Here is an 18,574-nt window from a genome sequence, read left to right on the forward strand (position 1 = left end):
ATCGTCAAAGCGACGAAAAGTGAGCCTTCTCGCCGGGCGTGACGAGCCCGCACTCGTACGCGGCCATCACCAGCTGCGCACGGTCGAACAGCGCCAGATGCTCCAGCAGCGACTTCACCATGAGCGAGACCTCCTCCTCCGGCAGCGCGAGCGTCTGGGCGATCTGGCGGTTCGTCAGCCCTCTGGCGACGAGTTTCAGCACGTCGAGCAGGGCGTCGGAGAGCCCGGCCAGTGCCGGGGGAGAGGCCGGGTCGCTGCGCCCGGCGAAGGCGGAGATCAGCCGCGTGGTGAGTGCCGGGTCGATGAGCGCGTCCCCGGCCGCGGCCGCCCTGATCGCGGCCAGGAACTGCTCTGGAGCCGCCGTCTTCAGCAGGAATCCGCTCACTCCCGCCCGCAGGGCCGCATAGAGATTCTCGTCACTGCCGAACGTGGTCATCATGACGACCTTCGGTGGCCGCTCCCCGGCCAGGATCCTGCGCGCGGCGGCCAGGCCGTCCAGCCGCGGCATCTGGATGTCGAGCAGCACCACGTCGGGCCGGCTCTCGCCGACGGCCGCGATCGCTTCCTCGCCGTTGCTCGCCTCGGCGGCGAGCGTCACCCCCGGTTCGGCGGCGAACATGGCCCGCAGCCCCGCTCGTACGAGGGCCTGGTCGTCGGCCACCAGCACCCGCAGCACGTCCGCCGAGCCAGCCGAGCCCGCGGAGCTCGTGGCAGGCGCCTCCGCGGCACGCGGCTCCTCCAGGCGCTGGGCGAGCATGTCGCCCTCCAGACGCTGGAGCGAGGCCGACAGGTCCAGGCCCAGCTCGTCCCGCCACACCGCGCGTGCCCTGCGCAGCGCCGCCAGCGCGTCGCCCTGGCGGCCCATCCGGTAGAGCGCCACGGCCAGCAGCCGCCAGGCCTCCTCACGCAGCGGGTACGCCGACGCGTGCGCCTCCAGGTCGGCCACCAGCGACCTGGCCCGGCCCAGCGCGAGCCCGGCGTCGGCCCGCCGCTCGACGGCGATCAGCCGCAGCTCCTCCAGCCGCCCCGCCTCCGTCGCCGCCCAGCTCAGCTCGCTGAACTCGGCCAGCGCCGGACCGCGCCACAACCCCAGCGCCGTGTCCATGGCCGCCCACATCTGCGCCGGCGCGCCGTCCGACTTCACCAGGCTCTCGAAGTGCCAGGCGTCCACCTGCTCGGTCGCGGCCCGCAGGGCGTAGCCGGGCGGAGCGGACACCAGCACGCCGGCCTCCTCGCGCGGCGCGCGATCGGGTTCGAGCGCACGGCGCAGGCGCGAGACGTACCCCTGGATGGTGGACAGGGCCTGGGCGGGCGGGCCGCCCGCCCAGAGCTCGTCGATGAGGGTGTTGACGGGAACAGCGCGGCCGCCGGCCACGAGCAGGCGCGCGAGCACCGCCCGCTGCCGCTGGCCGCCGAGGTCGAGTGGGGCGCCGCCGGCCCAGGCCTGGAACGGTCCGAGAGCAGTGAAAGTGAGCATTTCAGCCGTAACTGTAGAGGGAGAACGAGTCTAGGTATATGGCGGAATGTCACAGTCCAAGGGTCGCGTCGAAATTGTCACAGTGGGAGCTCGGCGTGGACGACGGTGCCTCCTCCTTCGGCCTCCCGCACCACGCAGATGCCGCCCAGCTCGGCGGCCCGCTCCCGCATGGAGCCCAGGCCGACGCCCGGCCGGGCGTCCGGCGGCAGCCCCACACCGTCGTCGGTCACGGTCACCCGCAGCCGGTCCTCGCGCCGCAGGCTGATCGTGATCCGGGTGGCGCCGGCGTGCTTGCGGGCGTTCGTGAGCGCCTCCTGGACGATGCGGTAGGCGGCCACCTCGACCGCCGCCGGCAGGCTCGCCAGGTCGCCCGACGTCTCGATCGGCGACTCCGCGAGCTCCGCGACCGCACCCGCCAGCCCCAGTTCGTCGAGCGCGGGCGGGCGCAGGCCGTACACGAGCCGCCTGATGTCGCCGCTCACGGCGTCCATGCCGGAACGCAGGTCGGCGAGCAGCCGATCGGCGTCCTCCGGTGAGGAGCGCACGGTCAGGCGGGCGGCGTTGATCGACATGGCCATGCCGGTGAGCGACTGCCCGAGCCCGTCGTGCAGGTCACGGCGCAGCCGCCGGCGTTCCTCCTCGCGGGCGGTCAGGATGCGCTCGCGGGAGCGCTGCAGCGCCGCCGTCAGGCGTACGGCGTGCGCGGCGTCGGCGATGTACGGCGTCAGCGTCGCGATCACCCGCTCGTCGTGGGCGGCCGGGAACCGGCGCCGGTCGGTCGGGCCGATCAGCAGCAGCCCCACGGGCTCCCCGTGCCACACCAGCGCGATGGTCTTGACGGGCCGCGGGGCGTTGCCCGTGTCCCCCACGGCTCCCGACGTGGTCGTGGTGCCGTCCACCTCCACCGCGACGCCCGTCACCGACAGCCCTTCGCGCAGCACGTCCAGTGTGGCCAGCAGCCCGTGCACCGGGTCGGCGTGCTGGAGCCGGTGCCGCAGCCGCCTGGCCAACGCGCTCGGCACGCCGGTGCTGCCGTAGAGCAGCCGGTCCACGCCCCGTTGCAGCCCGCGCCGCATCGGCTGGAAGAAGGCACCCGCGAACACCGCCGCCGCGATGCCCGCGATCGGGTCGACCTCCGACAGGAACATGCTGCCCGCCGCGCTCACCGCCACGTACACGCCCATGGTCACGATCGCCAGGCCGGTGCCCACCAGTGCCCTGCTGATCAGCGTGTCGATGCCGAACAGCCGGTAGCGCAGCACTCCCACCGCGATCGCCGCCGGGATCAGCGGGATCGTCAGCGTCGCCAGCCACCACACCGGGTCGCCCACGATCAACGGGATCAGCAGCCCGGGCAGCGTCACCATCAGCCACAACAACTGCCGCCGCTCGATCGCGTCGCCGCGCTTGAACCGCACGACGAGCGAGGCGAACGCGATCGCCATGGCCGCTCCCACCACCCAGTGGGCGGACCTCCTGAGCGCCCACTGCTCGGTCGCCACCGCGACCCAGTCGAGCGCCATGCCCGCGACGGCCAGGGCGACCACCCATCGCCACCGCTTGGACAGCAACGATCCGACGGGGTAGAGCAGCGGGAGCAGGACGCCCAGGGTGAGCTGGAGAACATTCCACGTCAGGTTGACGACGATCCGCCCGTGGGGCGGGCCGCCGTACACGAGCATGAAGACGTTGGCCGACAGGATGTTGGCCGCCGCGCTCAACCCGCCGATGCACAGCAGCCACCCGATGACCAGCCGCGGCCTGCTGTAGACCAGGATCGCCCCGAAGACCGGGAAGGCTGTCCCGGCCATGTCCTCGGGCGCGAACGGCAGCGGCGTATACGGGGACGGGGGCAACTGCGCCGTCACCCAGATGTCGGTGAGCTCCAACACGACGGCGAGCGTGGCGATCCCGATCGCCACGCCTCGCGCCAGACCCGCACGGCGCATGCCACCCGCCCTTCCCACCCCATGGATGGGAGGAAATTATCGGGCAAGTGCCAATACCCGATCAAAATTCTCTCAACGCCGCCGGATCGCCGGCCCGAGCGCCAGCATGCCGGCCGCCGACACCAGCGCGACCCCGCCCACCGTCAGCCACAGCGCCTCCATGCCGAGATCCAGCAGCGGCCCGCCGAGCAGCGGCGCCAGCACCGCGGCCATCGACCAGGCGAAGCCGAACAACCCCGCGTACCGCCCCCGCAGGTCCGCCGGCGCCAGCGTCGCCACGATGGAGCCCGCGATGCCCGCCGTGACGATCTCGCCCGCCGTCCACACCGCGATCGTCACGGCCAGCCCCAGCGTGCTGGTGACGTACGCGGTCATCGCGAAGCCGGCCCCCATCACGGCCAGGCCCAGCGCGAACGTCCGTGAGGCGTCCCTGCGCCCCAGCCATCCCGACACCAGTGGCTGCACCACCACGATCAACACCCCGTTCAGCGCCATGGCCAGCCCGAACTGCACCGGCGTCAACCCCACGACCCCGGTCATCGCCACCGGCAGCATGGTCATCGTCTGCGAATAGAGCAGTGCGTGACCCAGCGTGACCAGCGTGAACGCCACCATCACCCGGTCGCGCAGCACCATCCCGAACCCGCCGTGCGACTCCCGCGCCGCCGGTCGCGTCTCCGGGACCGCCCGCCACACCAGCACCGCGAAGACCACGCTCGACACCGCGTCGATCCAGAACAGCCAGATGAACCCGAGCCCCGCCAGCCACCCGCCGGCCGTCATGCCGACCGAGTAGCCGAGGTTGATCCCCCAGAACAGCAGCCCGTACGCCCGGGGCCGCTCCGCAGGCGACACCAGGTCGGCGACCATGGCGTTGGAGGCGGGCCGGTAGATGTCGATCACCAGCCCGAGCACGAACATCGACGCCATGATCGCCGGCAGGGAGGTGCTGTAACCGAGCGCCAGCATGGTCGCGGCCGTGGCCAGCATGCCGCCCGACAGCGTGGCCCGCCGCCCGACGCGGTCCGTGAGCACGCCGGCGAGCAGCTGCGACAGCAGCGAGCCCGCCCCGAAGACGCCCATCACCAGGCCGGCGGTGGTCACCGGCAGGTCGCGGGCCTGGGTGAGGTAGACGCCGGTGAACGGCATGACCATGGTGCCCAGGCGGTTCACCAGCGTGCCGCCCCAGAGGGCCCAGAACGGGCGGGGCAGGCCGGCGACTTGGGAACGGAGGAAGGACGGCTTCTCGGCAATGACCTGTGGCACGCGACAAAGGGTGATATTTCCGGTTTCCCGGCGCGAACGGTTTAGGCCACACTAAAAGGATGCCGGTAACGTGGATCATGAGGCCGGAGGACGTGGCGCGCATCCGGTTCGCGTTCTCCCCGATGTGGGAGCTCGTCGCCAGCCTGCGCACGCTCCAGCAGCCCTCCAGACACTCCATCCACCTGCCCTGGCTCAAGGCCGTGCGGCCCCGGCTGGCCGGTCTCGACCTGACCGAGCTGCTCGCGCTCGTGCCGCCGGCCGGCTACATCGCCGACTTCATCACCCCGCCGCCCGACACGCCGATGCCGGACTTCGCCGCCGAGCTCGACCGGGTCAGGAACGCGCCGCCCGAGCGGGCCAGGACGGAGGCCGCGGAGGTGCGGGGCACCGACCGGGCCGCGCTCGAGCGGTTCATGGCCGATCCCGAGGCCGGCGTGGCCAGGGTGGCCCGCACGCTGGAGACGTACTGGGAGTCGTGCTTCTCCGAGTACTGGCCCCGCGTGTACGCCCTGCTCGAACGCGACGTCCTGCGCCGCTCGCGGCAACTGGCCCAGGGCGGCGCCCACGCGCTCTTCGCCGACCTCGACCCCACCGTGGTCTGGACGGGCGGGCGGCTGCTCATCGAGCGGTCCCCCTGCGGGATCAGCGGCCTGCACGGCGACGGGCTCGTGCTGGTGCCCAGCGCCTTCTGGGGTCCGAGGGTGGCGGTCATGTCGGCGCCGTACCAGTCGATGCTCGTCTACCCCGTGCACGGCGTCGGCACGTTGTGGCAGCAGGGCCCCCCGCCCGCGCCCGGTGCGCTGGCGGCGCTGATCGGCCGGAGCCGGGCGCAGATCCTGCTCGCCCTGGCCGAGCCCAGCACCACCTCCGCGCTCGCCGCCCGCATGTCGCTCACTCCGGGCGCGGTCAGCCAGCACCTCGGCGTGCTCAGCGGCGGCGGGCTCGCGGTCGGGATGCGGGTCGGCAAACAGGTCGTCTACCGCCGCACCCCGACCGGCGACACGCTCGCAAGTCAGGCGTCAGCGGGTCGCGCCGCGTGGGTCGCGGCTGGTCAGGCGTAGCGTGTGGACTCCAGGAGCCAGTCCAGGTGCGCGCGGGGCGCCGCGAGGTAGGCGCAGGCCACCTTGCTGACATCCCGCGCCACCTTGGGCGCCAGGACCTCCAGCGGCAACCGCCTGGCCGCCGCCTGCATGTCCTCGCAACGCCGGACGATCCTGTCCAGCACCCAGGCCGTTGCCTCCCGCTCGCCGAGACCGAGCTGGCGCATCGCCAGCACCACGAAGTTGTGCACGTCGCCGTGCTCCTTCGGCAGCGACGCCACGTCGTTGCACCAGGCCGTGACGTCGCTGCAGGCGTTCACCAGCTGCTGCCAGGGCTCCGACTCGTGCACCCAGGCCGGCACCTCCACCCGCAGGCACGGCTCGACCAGGTCGTACAGGTACGGCCCCACCGTGCCCCTGCGCAGCGCCGGGTACTCCTCCAGCGTCGGCATCCGGCCCGCCGCCCGGTTGTCGGCCTCGGTACGGCACGCGTCGTGCTGGCGTTGCAGGCCCACCGCGAACCTGGCCCGCCACCGGTCGCTCATCCGCGCGCTCGTCACCCGCCACAGATCCGCGAACGCCGCCTCCAGCGGATGACGCGCCGCGCCACTGAGCAGGCCGTGGAAGACCTCCAGCCGGCACTCACCCTCGTCGAGCTCGTCGTCGAGGTGGAACAGCCACGTCAGCCACTGCGCGAACAACGCTGCCGCGGCCGCGTCGAACTCGGCGAACGCCCGGCCGGCCATCCGGTGGAAGCCGACGCCGGGATCGGCCCGCAGGCCCGTCCGCCTCGCCCAGTCGATGACCGCGGCCTCGATCGCGTACACGGCCGGATGCATCCGGCACGGCTGGGCCATCGCCGGCACCCGCTCGGTGAGCGGCAGCAGCGCGAGGGCGGCGGCGCCGCCCCTGCGCGGCAGCGGCATCATCGAACTCAGCACGGAACGCAGCGCGGTGCGCACCGTGGCGAACACGGTGGTGCTCATGGTGATGCTCACAGCGCGCCGAAGAGCCAGTTGCCCGTGGCGCTGGGGTCGTCGCTGCGGTAGTACTCGGAGGCGGCCGCGACCAGCCCGTCCACGGTGAGCGTGCCCCTGCCCGCCCGGTCCAGCCGGTCGAACGCCTCGTCCACGTCGTCATAGGCGACGCCGAACGCGCTCAGCATCGTCCGGAACTCGCCGAGGCCGATCTCGCCGTCCTTGTCGCCGTCGCACAATTCCGCCACCGCCACCGTGGCCGGCCGGAAGACGGGGTCGTACCGGTCACCGGTGACGAACGCGTCCGTCATCGCGGTGCGGAAGTCATGGCGCGCGATGCCGGAGTCTCCGTCGCGCTCGAGCGCCTGCGCCAGGGCGGACCAGATGCCGTCGAAGCTGTCGACGAGGCTCGCCCCGGTGACCGAGGTGGGGGACTCCCCGAAGCCCACCAGCATGCGGGCGCCCAGCCCCAGCAGGTCCTCACGCTCGACGACGCCGTTGCCGCTCGCGTCGATGTGGTCGAACGCCCGATCGAGCTTGTGATTGAGCAGGTCGATAGCCACCAATGCCTCCCCCGAGACTGATTGCGTGATCACATTAAGGCGGGGCGGGGTCTTTGTCAGCGAGGCACGCACCGGCTTGTTCACCGGCACCCCCCGTAACGTGTGCGAAACACGGACACGGCATCCTGGTAAGAGACCTGTACTGTCTTTTTGAGGGGATGCCTTGGACCGCCAGCAGGAGTTCGTGCTCCGCACGCTCGAGGAACGCGACATCCGGTTCATCCGGCTCTGGTTCACCGACGTTCTCGGCTTCCTCAAGTCCGTCGCGATCGCACCGGCCGAGCTCGAGGGAGCCTTCGCCGAGGGCATCGGCTTCGACGGCTCCGCCATCGAGGGCTTCGCCCGCGTCTACGAGTCCGACATGCTCGCCAAGCCGGACCCGTCGACCTTCCAGATCCTGCCCTGGCGCAGCGAGACGCCGGGTGCCGCACGCATTTTCTGCGACATCCTGATGCCGGACGGCTCGCCGTCGCACGCCGACCCGCGCTGGGTGCTCAAGCGCACCCTCGCCAAGTGCGCCGACATGGGCTTCACGTTCTACACCCACCCGGAGATCGAGTTCTTCCTGCTGAAGAACCGGCCCGACCCCGGCGAGCGGCCCGAGCCGATCGACTCCGGCGGCTACTTCGACCACACGCCGCACAGCTCCGGGCACGACTTCCGGCGCCAGGCGATCATGATGCTCGAGTCGATGGGCATCTCCGTCGAGTTCAGCCACCACGAGGGGGCGCCCGGCCAGCAGGAGATCGACCTGCGCTACGCCGACGCGCTCACCACGGCCGACAACATCATGACCTTCCGGCTGGTCATGAAGGAGGTGGCGCTGGAGCAGGGCATCTGGGCCTCGTTCATGCCCAAGCCGTTCACCGAGCACCCCGGCTCCGGCATGCACACCCACATGTCGCTGTTCGAGGGCGACCGAAACGCCTTCTACGAGGCCGGCTCCGACTACCGGCTGTCCAAGATCGGGCGGTCCTTCATCGCCGGCCTGCTCAAGCACGCCGCCGAGATCACCGCCATCACCAACCAGTGGGTCAACTCCTACAAGCGGCTGTGGGGCGGCGCCGAGGCCATCGCGGGCCAGGGCGGCGAGGCGCCCTCCTACGTGTGCTGGGGCCACAACAACCGTTCGGCCCTGGTCCGGGTGCCGATGTACAAGCCGCACAAGGGCGGCTCGACGCGCATCGAGTTCCGCTCGCTCGACTCGGCCTGCAACCCGTACCTGGCGTTCGCGCTGATCCTCGCGGCCGGGCTCAAGGGCATCGAGGAGAGCTACGAGCTGCCGCCGGCGGCCGAGGACAACGTCTGGACGCTGACCAGCGCCGAGCGCCGGGCCCTCGGCATCGAGCCGCTGCCCGGTTCGCTCAACGACGCGATCGAGGTCATGGAGCGCAGCGAACTGGTGGCCGAGACGCTGGGCGAGCACGTCTTCGACTTCTTCCTGCGCAACAAGCGGACGGAGTGGCGCGAATACCGCCGCCACGTCACCGAGTTCGAGCTCGGCCGCTACCTGCCCGTCCTCTGACCCGCGTGTGCTGACGGCGGCCCGGCGCTCATGGGAGCGCCGGGCCGTTCGTACGCGGGCGAGCGCCGGATAGCCAGCCGATCATCCTCCCTGGAACTCGCGTACCTCGACCGGGAGCAGCGCCACCGCTCGCGCCATCTTGCGGCCCCACTCCAGCGCCGCCTCCATGCCGGGCGCCTGGATGATCGTGAACCCGCCGATGTGCTCCTTGCCCTCGGTGTAGGGGCCGTCGGTGGCGACCAGCTCGCCGCCCCGCATCTGCAGCACGCGCGCCTGGTCGGCGGGCTGCAGCCCACCGGAGAAGACCCACACGCCGGCGTCCTTCATCTCCTTCTCCAGGGCGCCGAGGTCGCGCATGATCGGGTCCAGGATCTCGGGTCCAGGCGGCGGCCCGTCGCCCTGGTACATGGTGAGCACGTAGTGCTTCATGAGTGCTTCCTTTCCCTTCAGATTCCTTCAGCTCTCACCCCCTACACGAACGGCTTCCGCCCGGATCGACACCCGGGAACGAAAAAGCGGGCCACGTCCGCGACGTGACCCGCTCTTTCCCGGAAACTTCTACTTGTTGACGTGCTTGTACAGGTACACGGCGGCCTTCTTCATCGCGGCGGCGCTCGTGCCCGCACGGTGCCGCTCCGCGGCCGAGACGGCCTTGGAGAGGGTCGTCTTCCCGTGGACCTTGGCCGAGCCGTTGTACACGCCGTGCGCGTAGTTCAGCCAGGCGGCCAGCAGCTCACGGTCGAGCAGCGCCTTGGCGGCCTTGCTCTTGGTGCCGAGCACCTTGTACGCCTTGGCCAGGGTGGTCGCGTCGGTCAGCTCGGGGAAGACCTTGCTGCCGTTCTGGGCCAGCGTCAGGTAGCACAGGAGCGTCTTGTCGCTCAGGCTGCCCTTGTTCTTCAGCATCTCCTTGGCCCAGGTCTTCGCGCTCAGCGGCTTGGTGCCGTTGCCCCGCTTGCAGTCGTCGGGGACCGGAATCGGGTTGCTGTCCACGCCGGGGTCCCCGGGGTCGCCCGTGTGGGTGTGCGTCGGCGTGGGGCTCGGCGTGTGCGTCTTCGTCGGCGTGGGCGTCGCCGTGACGGTGGGTGTCACGGTCGGGGTGGCCGTAGGCGTAGCCGTCGGGGAGGTGGTGGGCGTCGCCGTCGGGCTCGTGGTCGGCTTGGGCGGCAGCGCGGCAGCGAGGTCGATGCGCTTGGTGGTCACCTGCGCGTTACCGCTGTCGTAGCGGATGGGCTTGCCGGTGCTCTCCAGCTTCTGGGCGAGCTCTTGGGCGGACAGGTTCGGGTAAGCCTGACGCATCAACGCCAGCGCCCCGGCGACGTGCGGGGCCGCCATTGACGTGCCGCTCACGGAGGTGAAGATGTTGTTCGGGATGGAGGAATTGATGTCCACGCCGGGCGCGAACAGGTCGAGCAGGTTTCCGCGGTTGCCGAATCCGGCCACAGCATCTTGATTGTCCGTGGCGCCGACCGTGAGGGCCTGCGAGAGGCACCCCGGACTGGCGACACCGTCGTCGTAGCCCTCGTTGCCCGCGGCGATGACCGTGGTTACGCCGGCCCGCAGCAGCGCGCCGACCTCCGGTGCGAGCGCGCCGAAGTCCTCGTCGTTGTCGCAGTACGTGGTGTGCTTCGTGGCGGTGCCGAGGCTCATGTTGGCAGCGACGACCTTGTGCGTTGCCTGCACGCTCGCGAGGTACTCCAGCGCCAGCTTCTGGTCGGAGGTCAGGCTGAGGAAGCACGGAGCGGTGGCGCCCAGCTCCTGGCAGATGGGGCCGTTGAAGCGGGTGAAGACCTGGATGGGCAGGAGACCCGCCCCGGGGGCGACGCCGTTGGAGGGGGCGTTGCCGGCCTTCTTGCCCGCCGCGATGCCGGCCACGTGTGTGCCGTGGGCGCACCTGTTCCAGCCCGACACGATGCATTTCGCGGTTTCGGCGTCGGCCGCGCCCGGACCCGTCTGGATCGGCTGGCCGTTGGGGCACAGTGACACCGCCTGGTAGCGCGGCTCGTCATAGGTCGTGGAAAAGCATGCCTCGGTCACGATCCGCCCAGCGAAGAAGGGATGATCGCGGTCGATACCGGTGTCGAGGACGGCGACAGTGGAGCCCTGGCCGGTCCAGCCGGCTTCGTTGGCCTTGTCCGAGCCGATCAGCCTGGTGCTGACATCAAGCGAGGGCTTGCTCAGCCGGTCCTCGTAGATGGCCGCGATTCGGTCATCGGTCTTGATCGTGTCGAGCGTCTTCTTGTCCATGGTGGCGACCAGGAACTCGTTGGAGCTCGTCTTGTCGACGACCTTGGTGGCGCTCGAGGCGTCCTCCGTGGTCTTGGCCACAGACGAAACGCTCTCGCCGCTCTTGACCTCGATGATCGCGCGTACTTTGTCGCCCGATTTCACGTCGGCCGTGAGGCTCTTGGCCACTTCAGGGTCGCCTGTGGACGCCTGGGCGGGGACGGTGACGGCAAATAACGCCGTCGTCGTCATGGCGAGCACAGATGCGCCCGCCAGCAGAGACCGCAGTCTCACTGGTCCTCCGAGGGGTAGAGGGGGGAATCTACCGCCGGCAGCCGATACGAGCGGGCATGCGAGAAGATCTCAGCAATGCCTGCGCCTCCCCATGGCTGACGATTGGAACGTTTCCCCGTTTAAGTCTGAGCGGCAAGCGTATGGAGTGACGGGAGAAATCGGTGGGAATGACGTTATTCCGTTATCCGGAAATCTCCGTCTGCCACATTCCCCGAAGCGGCGGTGCCGTCGAAGACGATGGAGGCCAGGAGGTCCGCCTCGGCGCGGTCGACGATGCGGGCGCCGGTCGCCGGGGCCGGGTCGCCGTTCTTGACCCGGGCCACCAGGTCGGCCCACCGGCGTTGGTGGCGGGCGAAGGTGCGCGGTGCCACCACTCTGCCCCTGGCCCGCTGCCCGGCCACGGCGACCTCCGCCGGGGCGTCCAGCAGGAGCAGGTGGAAGGCCGCGCCGTGCCGGCGGGCCAGCCAGGCGAAGCCCCGCAGCACGTACGGGCCGCAGCCCCGGTTGTGCGCGATGACCGACTGCCCGCCGGCCAGCGCGCGCCGGATGCGGGTCAGGTGGGTGACGAAGACGACGGCGCGGCGTACCGGATAGGGGGCCCAGGGGAGCCGGCCGTCCCAGTGCCGCCGGGACTGATAGGAGTCGATCACCATGACCCTGTCCCTCGCGACCGGCGCGCTCTCCGCGCCGTGCAACCCGTACAGGCGTCGCAGCAGGGTGGTCTTGCCCGCGCCCGGGAGCCCGGTCAGGATGACCAGGGATCCGGACGGGTACCGCACCATCGCGCCCTGCACAGGCTCACTCCGCACGATCCGCGTCCCCTTCACTTCCATCACGCCGGCAACGACCAGCCTCGCCGAGACCGCGGGCGGGCGCGCGCCTCACACCTTATGAGTTCAGCCGGGCGGTGAGCGTGGCCACCTCGTCGCGCAGCAAGCCGTGGGTGTGGGCGAGCTCGGCCAGCGCCTTGCGGGCCTCGGCCAGGTCGGCGGCGATCTGGGCCAGCTCGGCCTCGGTACGGCGCTCCGCCGCCGCCGTGCGCTCGAACCGTTCGACGAACCAGGAGGCGATGGCTGCGGTGACGACGCCGGCCAGGGCGACGCCCGCGACCATCAGGCCGGACGCCACCAGCCGGCCCTCGGAGGTGACCGGGAAGCGGTCGCCGTACCCGACGGTGGTCATCGTGGTGAGCGACCACCAGATGGCGTCGCCGACGGTCTTGATGTTGCCGTCGGGGTTGTCGCGTTCCACGTCCAGGACGGCGATGCTGCCGACCATGCACAGGAACAACGCCGTGCCGGAGACGTAGACGACGGCGCGCACGCGCAGCGGGAGCCGTACCCGGTCGGCGATGACGTGCAGGAGCAGCAGCGCCCGCAGCAGCCACAGCGGCCGCAGGAGGGGGAGGAGGACGACCAGGAGGGAGGGGATGTTCCTGAGAAGGAAACGCAGGCGGCGGGGGGCGAGCGACAGGCGGATCAGGTAGTCGGCGGTGAACAGGATCCAGGTGGCGACCTGGATGTACCGGAAGGTCTCGTGTGCGGCGGGGGGCAGGTCGGGGACGAGGACAGGGATCGCCCAGCTCAGGAGGAACCCCGTGCCGATGGCGAGGAGCGCCACGCTGGTGCGTCGCTCCCAGGAGGTCAGCCGATCCATGCCGACAGTGTGCACCGGCCGGCCCCGTATCGGGGGATTGGTCGCGGGGCACCGGAATCCCGGGCTAAAGTACTGCCAACGCCTTGATCGGCCTCACGCCGGGATCGTCCCTGGAGTGAGGCCGATTTTCGTTGCTTCTGACCCCCTGGTCACGTCCGTGCCACGTGCAGTGCCTAACCTCACGTCGAGGGTGGGGAAGTTTCGGACTGGGTCGAGGCGTTATGCGGTGGTACGGAGCGGTACCCGGACCCCCGGCTCCTTGGTAAACGGGCGGTCCAGGTAAAATCGGCCGCTCTATATGGTATTTACGGACTTTGCGCCTCATGTGGCGATATTGGAGGATGTGGCATGACGACGGCTGCCCTGCAGACCGTGTTGACCGTTCCCCAGCGTTTCCGCGGGCCCGAGGGCGTCGCCAACGGCGGCTGGATAGCGGGCACCATGGCGGAGGCGCTCAACGGTGGCCGATCAGCCGTCGAGGTCACGCTCCATGCCCCTTCGCCGCTGGAGACCGAGCTGCGGCTGGAGCACGTCGCCAACTCCGTGTCCCTTGTACACGGCGACAAGTTGCTCGTCGAGGCCATCCCGGTGGCCGAGGACCTGGAGGGGCCGGGATTCGTGCCGTTCACCGACGCCGCCCGCGCCGAAGCGGGGTTCGTCGGGTTGAAGGCCCACCCGTTCGCCGAGTGCTTCGCGTGCGGGCTGCGCGAGCCGGGTGACGGCCTGCGCATCTTCCCCGGGCCGGTCGAGGGCGCGAACATGGTGGCCGCCGGCTGGCGGGTGCCGTTCACGGTGTCGGGCGAGGACGGGGTGCCCGCCTCGATCATCGGCGCCGTGCTGGACTGCATCACCGGCTGGGCGCACTTCGGCCCCGGTGAGACCGCCCTGCTCGGGAGGCTGGCCCTGCAGATCCACGGTCACGTGCACCCCGGCGGGCGTTACTCGGTGGTGGCCCGCCCGACCGGCCGTGACGGCCGCAAGATGTTCGGCCAGAGCGCGATCTACGAGATGGACGGCACGCTGGTGGCGGCCGCGCGTGCCACCTGGATCGCTCCACGCTGACCACGACAGCGGACGGCCCCCGAGCATCACACGCTCAGGGGCCGTTTTCGTCAGACTCAATCCCGGGTGAGCCGCTCCACGACGGTCCTCACGCAGCGGTCGTCGAACATGATCGTGTAGTGGTTGCAGTCGGGCACCACCTCGTCCCGAAGCCCCGGCAGCCGATTCGACCACGGGGCGGTCAGATCGTCGGGGAGCATGCCGACGTCCTGGTTGAGCAGCCCGCGCGGCGCCCTGAGCAGCAGCAGCGGCGACTTGATCGCCTCCAGCGCCGCCCCCGCCTGGTCCTGCTCGGTGTTGAGCCACCGCCCGTCCTGCAGCACCGCCTCGCCCACGACCCGCGACCGCAGCGCGCCCTCGGGCCCGGTGAGGTCGTAGCGGACGTACGCCTCGACGTCGTCGTTCCAGCGCCCGGCGAAGGCAGGATGGCTCTTGAAGAAGTCGACGTACGCCTCCGCCGACGGGTACGTCTGCCGCAACCGCGCCAGCGCGGGCCCCAGCGTGGCCTCCATCGCCGCGTCCGGGTCCACGCCCTCCGGCAGCCGCGGGAACGGGATCCCGCCGTCCACCAGCACCACCCGGGCCCAGTTCCGCCGGGATGGATCCGCAGCGGAGCGAGGACGTCCATCCCGGCCCTCCGAGCTCGGCTCGGCGATCGGACGAGGTGCGGCGGCCAGCGCGGCCACGTACGCGCCCATCGAATGACCGGTCAGCACCGCATCGGGCCCGGCCCCCACGTGGTCGGCGACCCGCAGCACGTCCTCGGCGTGCCTCGGCAGCCCGTACGGGCCGGGCAGCGAGGCGCTGTGCCCGCGCCCGCGCAGGTCCATAGCGACCAGCGACCACCCTTCGGGCAGCCGCCGCCCCACCGCACCCCACGCCATCAGTGAGGCGGTGATCCCGTGCACCGCGATGATCACCCGCGGCCCGGTCCCGAACGTGGCGATCCGCAGCCCGCCGACCTCGTCGAATCTCATATCGGGATCTTAAGGACAAACCTCCCGGTACGGCACGCCGGTCACGTGTCGCTCCCACTCGGCGGCACTCAGAGGCTTCCCGGCGCGCGCGCACACCGCGGCGACCATCTGGCCGGGGTCGACGAGCCGCTCGCGTACCGTGCCCGCGCCGTCCAGCACCAGCACCTTCGAGCCGTCCGCGGAGAACGCCAGCGCAGCCGGACCCAGCTCGTGCCCGTCGCGCAACACTCCCAGGTCAGCCCCGGCGGCCAGGTCCACCAGCTGCACCCGCCCGTCACGCGTGCCCACCGCCACCACGTCCTCGCGCGGCGACCTGACCGCGATCTCGCCGCCGCCGACCCGGCCCCGGATCGCCTGCCCGATCTGCCGGTGCGTGGCCACGTCGTAGACCGTCACCCGGCCGCGCGAGTCCACCGCCGCCACCTCGCCGCCGTCCCTGGTGAACACCACGCCGACGACCGTCGTCCCCTGGCCGGTGCCGCCGAAGGCCGCGCCGCGCGGCCGGCCTGAGGCGGCGTCGAAGAGCTGCTGCGCACTCGCCGCCACCGCGAGGAGCGTGCCGTCGGGGGAGAACTCGATGTCCCGCACCTCGTCCACGTCTGCCGACCACAGCGGGCGGCGGGCCCGCCAGTCCCAGACCCGCACCGTGTACGTGCTCCCCGTCTCCAGGTCGGCGGCCTCCAGCACGCCGGCCAGTCTCGTCCCGTCGGGACTGAACACCAGCAGGTCCGTCTCGGTGACGTCGTCGATCGGCAAGCGGGCCAGCTCCTGCCGTGTGCTCGTGTCCAGCACCGTGATCGTGCTGGAGCCGCCCACGGCCGCCAGCCGCCCGTCCGGGCTGAGCGCCAGGGCGCCAGCCCCGTCGTCGTCCGGCCGGCGCTGCACGGGCTTTCCGGCCGGCCGGCCGGGGGCGGTCAGGTAGACGGCGTTGAAGTCCTCCGTGGCCAGCAGCCGCCCGGGCAACAGCGCGGCCAGCGCCCATGACGTGGCCGCAGGGCGGTCCCCGGTGAGGTCGGCGAGGTCCACGGTGACGACCCGGTCCTCGTTCAGGTACCGCAGAGTGTTCCCGTCGAAGCCGGCCTGGGGCACCGGCTGCGCGTCGTCGTCCGCCCCGCCGGGCACCGACAGCCCCGTGAGGTGCGTGCCGTCCCGCCACACCTGGATCCCGGTACGCGTGACCGAGGCGAGCAGCCGGCCGTCGCGGCTGAAGGCGAGCTCGCCCCCGTTCCAAGCCGTCTTGTCCTGCCCCATCGTCCCGCTGCCGCCGTCCCGCAGCGAGGTGAACTGCAGGCCCCGGCGCAGCGGCTCCACCAGCCAGCGGCCGTCGGGGGTCAGCGCGAGCGGCATCCCGCACGTGCCGCATCGTTCCGCGGCCGGGCGGGTGGACCGCCTGCCCAGGTCCGGCAGGCGCAGCAGGTCGATCCGGCCGGGCGCGCCCGTCGCGTAGACCGCCTCCCCGGAGGGCGTCATGGGACCCAGGGCGGCCCTGGTCCGCGCCCGGCCGCCGCGTTCCAGGTCCCACACGTAGGTGTCGTCGTCCATGCTCACGAGCGCGTACCGGTCCACGGTCCCGTACGCGACCTGGATCGGCACGTCTTTCTTGCCGTACGCCCACGAGCGCGTGGTCTTGCCCGTCCGCAGGTCCCAGACGGCGGCGCGGGCGTTTGTCGCCACCAGCACGTACCGCTTCGTGGGCGACAGCGCCACCGACAACAGACGTTCCTTCGCGAGGCCCAGCTTGGCGATCCCGCCGGTACTCTTGCCGATGCGCACGTCCCACAGGCGGATCGCGTCGCCTCCGACGCTGGCAAGCGTTCTGCCGTCGCGGCTCAGCACCCGCAGCGTGTCGGCATTCGTGGCCGGATCCCTGAACATCGCCACCTCCCGCTGCGCCAGCGAGGCCGTCAGCGCCGCCCGCGTCTGCGGCGTGCGCTCCAGCCGCCAGGCCGCCACGCTGAGCTGCATCGCCACCCGCGGGTCGCTCTGCCGCAGCGTGCCGGCCAGCTGCGCCAGCCGGGCCGCCTCCGCCTGGTCGCGCTGGGCGGCGATGCGCCCGGCCCGCTCGTCGGCCAGCCCGCCCTGGTACACGGCCAGCCCGGCCGCCACCAGCGCGATCACCAACAGGCCGCCGAGCGAGAGCGTCACGAGCCGGTCCCGCCTGGCCTTGAGGGTGCGTGCCCGCGCGCCCGCCGCGAGGAAGTCCCGCTCGAACGGGGACAAGGTGATGTTCCTGCGGGCCGTGGCCGCCCACTGCAGCGCGTTCTCCAGGCTGTGTCCGTGGAACAGGTCGCCGTCCCTGCGCCCGGCCCGCTCCCAGCGCCGCGCCGCCGCCAGGATCTCCCGGTGCACGGCCAGGCCGTCCCGGTTGGCGTCCACCCAGCGGCGGTAGCGCGGCCAGGCGTGCGGCAGCGCCGGCCGGGCCAGCCAGACCTGCTCGCCGTCCCTGCCCAGCAGGTACGCGAACACCTCCAGGATCCGCGTCACCGACGACACCTCGGGCACCGGCCGGCCGTCCACCAGCTCGGCCAGCTCGGCCCGCCGCGCCGACAGCTCGCCCCGCTCGCCCACCGTGACGAGCCTGAGGAACACCTCCGGCGCGAGCTCCCGCTCCTCCGGGCCCAGCTGCGCGTACGCCTCCTCGGCCAGCGTCCCGAGCGCCGGATCCGCCGCGGCCGCCGTCACCCCGGCGGCCTCCCTGCCGCCTTCGGCGAGCAGATGCGCGGTGTCCGTCCCGGCATGCCCGCTGACCAGGGACAGCAGCAGCTCACGCGCGCTCGGCCGGTGCAGCGGCTCCTTGCTGAGGGTGGCGGCCACGAGCGGGCGCAACGCCTCCGGCAGCACGCTCAGGTCGGGGACGGCCGAGAGCACCCGGTGCATGACCCCGCCCAGGCTCTCCGCCTCGAACGGATCGGTTCCCGTCGCCGCGTACACCATGATCGCGCCCCACGCGAACACGTCCGCCGGCTTCCCGGCCCGCTGCCCCGTGAACACCTCCGGCGCCATGTACGTCGGCGTCCCCGTCACCAGCCCGGTGCTGGTGAGCGACATCTCGGCCGTCCTGGCGACGCCGAAGTCGATCACTCGCGGCCCGTCCGCGCCGAGCAGCACGTTGTCGGGTTTGAGGTCGCGGTGGATCACGTCCGCGTCGTGGATCGCGGTCAGCGCCGTCGCCACCGCCGTGCCGAGCCGGTGCAGGTCGCCGCCGGTGAAGCGGCGTCCCTCCGTGACCGCCCTGCGCAGGCTGGGGCCCTCGACGTACTCGCTGACGATGTACGGGCGGGGCTCCTCCAGCCGCGCCTCGATCACCTTCGCCGTGCAGAACGCGGCCACCCGCTGCGCCGCGGTGACCTCCCTGACCAGCTGCGCCGCCTGGCCGCGGTGCAGCACCTTGATCGCCACTCGCCGGCCGTCCTCGGCGTACGCCTCGTAGACGACGCCCTGGCCGCCCGCGCCGAGCCGCCCGGCCAGCCAGTACTCTCCGAGCCGCTGGGGATCGTCGTCGCTCAACATCTCCACGGCGTGTTGGATGAGGAGTTTGGGGCGAAAGTTCCGGATAAATTACCCG

At 71.5% G+C, this 18,574-nt stretch carries 14 protein-coding genes; 3 read left to right on the forward strand and 11 right to left on the reverse strand.

All coding sequences use genetic code 11. The annotated features are described in order from the left end of the window. Nucleotides 1-4: 4 nt before the first annotated feature. The 3 genes from EDD27_RS07980 to EDD27_RS07990 all read right to left on the reverse strand — a co-directional run bounded on the left by EDD27_RS07980 (nucleotide 5) and on the right by EDD27_RS07990 (nucleotide 4,692). Nucleotides 5-1,477 (reverse strand): BTAD domain-containing putative transcriptional regulator, encoded by a 1,473-nt coding sequence (locus EDD27_RS07980; RefSeq protein ID WP_127931796.1) that lies wholly within the window; start codon nucleotides 1,475-1,477, stop codon nucleotides 5-7. Between the two features lie 77 nt (nucleotides 1,478-1,554). Then, nucleotides 1,555-3,426 carry a sensor histidine kinase gene (locus tag EDD27_RS07985; RefSeq protein WP_127931797.1) on the reverse strand — a complete coding sequence of 624 codons (1,872 nt, stop codon included), beginning with the start codon at nucleotides 3,424-3,426 and terminating at the stop codon, nucleotides 1,555-1,557. Between the two features lie 72 nt (nucleotides 3,427-3,498). Further along, nucleotides 3,499-4,692, reverse strand: coding sequence for an MDR family MFS transporter (locus EDD27_RS07990; protein ID WP_127931798.1), 1,194 nt, complete (start codon nucleotides 4,690-4,692; stop codon nucleotides 3,499-3,501). A 59-nt stretch (nucleotides 4,693-4,751) separates the two neighbouring features. On the opposite strand from EDD27_RS07990, the gene EDD27_RS07995 reads away from it, so the two are divergent. Further along, nucleotides 4,752-5,753, forward strand: coding sequence for a DUF5937 family protein (locus tag EDD27_RS07995; RefSeq protein ID WP_127931799.1), 1,002 nt, complete (start codon nucleotides 4,752-4,754; stop codon nucleotides 5,751-5,753). Here the strand turns inward: EDD27_RS07995 and EDD27_RS08000 are convergent. Further along, the gene (locus EDD27_RS08000; protein ID WP_127931800.1) at nucleotides 5,744-6,718 is read right to left on the reverse strand and encodes a terpene synthase family protein; all 975 of its coding nucleotides are present in this window, start codon (nucleotides 6,716-6,718) and stop codon (nucleotides 5,744-5,746) included. The genes EDD27_RS07995 and EDD27_RS08000 overlap by 10 nt on opposite strands. A gap of 8 nt (nucleotides 6,719-6,726) precedes the next feature. Further along, nucleotides 6,727-7,272 carry an EF-hand domain-containing protein gene (locus EDD27_RS08005; RefSeq protein ID WP_127931801.1) on the reverse strand — a complete coding sequence of 182 codons (546 nt, stop codon included), beginning with the start codon at nucleotides 7,270-7,272 and terminating at the stop codon, nucleotides 6,727-6,729. Between the two features lie 163 nt (nucleotides 7,273-7,435). Here EDD27_RS08005 and glnA point away from each other — a divergent pair, with 163 nt between their 5' ends. Then, nucleotides 7,436-8,797, forward strand: coding sequence for a type I glutamate--ammonia ligase (gene glnA, locus EDD27_RS08010; RefSeq protein WP_127931802.1), 1,362 nt, complete (start codon nucleotides 7,436-7,438; stop codon nucleotides 8,795-8,797). Between the two features lie 81 nt (nucleotides 8,798-8,878). On the opposite strand, the gene EDD27_RS08015 is transcribed toward glnA, so the two are convergent. From EDD27_RS08015 to EDD27_RS08030, 4 genes are all read right to left on the reverse strand, one after another. Then, on the reverse strand, nucleotides 8,879-9,226 hold the full coding sequence (locus EDD27_RS08015) for a YciI family protein (protein WP_127931803.1): 348 nt from the start codon (nucleotides 9,224-9,226) through the stop codon (nucleotides 8,879-8,881). A 129-nt stretch (nucleotides 9,227-9,355) separates the two neighbouring features. Next, nucleotides 9,356-11,314, reverse strand: a complete 1,959-nt coding sequence (locus tag EDD27_RS08020) for a S8 family peptidase (protein WP_127931804.1) — start codon at nucleotides 11,312-11,314, stop codon at nucleotides 9,356-9,358. A 173-nt stretch (nucleotides 11,315-11,487) separates the two neighbouring features. Then, nucleotides 11,488-12,123: an AAA family ATPase gene (locus EDD27_RS08025; protein ID WP_241563911.1), complete on the reverse strand. Its 636-nt coding sequence runs from the start codon at nucleotides 12,121-12,123 to the stop codon at nucleotides 11,488-11,490. A 79-nt stretch (nucleotides 12,124-12,202) separates the two neighbouring features. Continuing rightward, on the reverse strand, nucleotides 12,203-12,970 hold the full coding sequence (locus EDD27_RS08030) for a potassium channel family protein (protein WP_127931805.1): 768 nt from the start codon (nucleotides 12,968-12,970) through the stop codon (nucleotides 12,203-12,205). Nucleotides 12,971-13,318: 348 nt separating this feature from the next. Between EDD27_RS08030 and EDD27_RS08035 the strand changes: the two genes are divergently transcribed. After that, entirely contained in the window at nucleotides 13,319-14,032 is a 714-nt protein-coding gene (locus tag EDD27_RS08035) for a hotdog fold domain-containing protein (protein ID WP_127931806.1), read from the forward strand. Nucleotides 14,033-14,088: 56 nt separating this feature from the next. Here the strand turns inward: EDD27_RS08035 and EDD27_RS08040 are convergent, their stop codons facing one another. Further along, nucleotides 14,089-15,009 carry an alpha/beta hydrolase gene (locus EDD27_RS08040; RefSeq protein ID WP_127931807.1) on the reverse strand — a complete coding sequence of 307 codons (921 nt, stop codon included), beginning with the start codon at nucleotides 15,007-15,009 and terminating at the stop codon, nucleotides 14,089-14,091. A gap of 9 nt (nucleotides 15,010-15,018) precedes the next feature. After that, complete coding sequence (locus EDD27_RS57665) at nucleotides 15,019-18,519, reverse strand: protein kinase domain-containing protein (protein WP_277750827.1); 3,501 nt, start codon at nucleotides 18,517-18,519, stop codon at nucleotides 15,019-15,021. Nucleotides 18,520-18,574 lie beyond the last annotated feature (55 nt).

Origin of the sequence: Nonomuraea polychroma, from assembly GCF_004011505.1 — a bacterium.
Classification (GTDB): Bacteria; Actinomycetota; Actinomycetes; order Streptosporangiales; family Streptosporangiaceae; genus Nonomuraea; species Nonomuraea polychroma.

What these genes read in the sequence shown, in the direction of transcription:
- EDD27_RS08030 (WP_127931805.1), bottom strand. Translation starts at nt 12,970, where the DNA reads ATGGATCGGCTGACCTCCTGGGAGCGACGCACCAGCGTGGCGCTCCTC.
- EDD27_RS08015 (WP_127931803.1), bottom strand. Translation starts at nt 9,226, where the DNA reads ATGAAGCACTACGTGCTCACCATGTACCAGGGCGACGGGCCGCCGCCT.
- EDD27_RS57665 (WP_277750827.1), bottom strand. Translation starts at nt 18,519, where the DNA reads ATGTTGAGCGACGACGATCCCCAGCGGCTCGGAGAGTACTGGCTGGCC.
- EDD27_RS08035 (WP_127931806.1), top strand. Translation starts at nt 13,319, where the DNA reads ATGACGACGGCTGCCCTGCAGACCGTGTTGACCGTTCCCCAGCGTTTC.
- EDD27_RS08040 (WP_127931807.1), bottom strand. Translation starts at nt 15,009, where the DNA reads ATGAGATTCGACGAGGTCGGCGGGCTGCGGATCGCCACGTTCGGGACC.
- EDD27_RS07985 (WP_127931797.1), bottom strand. Translation starts at nt 3,426, where the DNA reads ATGCGCCGTGCGGGTCTGGCGCGAGGCGTGGCGATCGGGATCGCCACG.
- EDD27_RS07980 (WP_127931796.1), bottom strand. Translation starts at nt 1,477, where the DNA reads ATGCTCACTTTCACTGCTCTCGGACCGTTCCAGGCCTGGGCCGGCGGC.
- EDD27_RS07995 (WP_127931799.1), top strand. Translation starts at nt 4,752, where the DNA reads ATGCCGGTAACGTGGATCATGAGGCCGGAGGACGTGGCGCGCATCCGG.
- EDD27_RS08000 (WP_127931800.1), bottom strand. Translation starts at nt 6,718, where the DNA reads ATGAGCACCACCGTGTTCGCCACGGTGCGCACCGCGCTGCGTTCCGTG.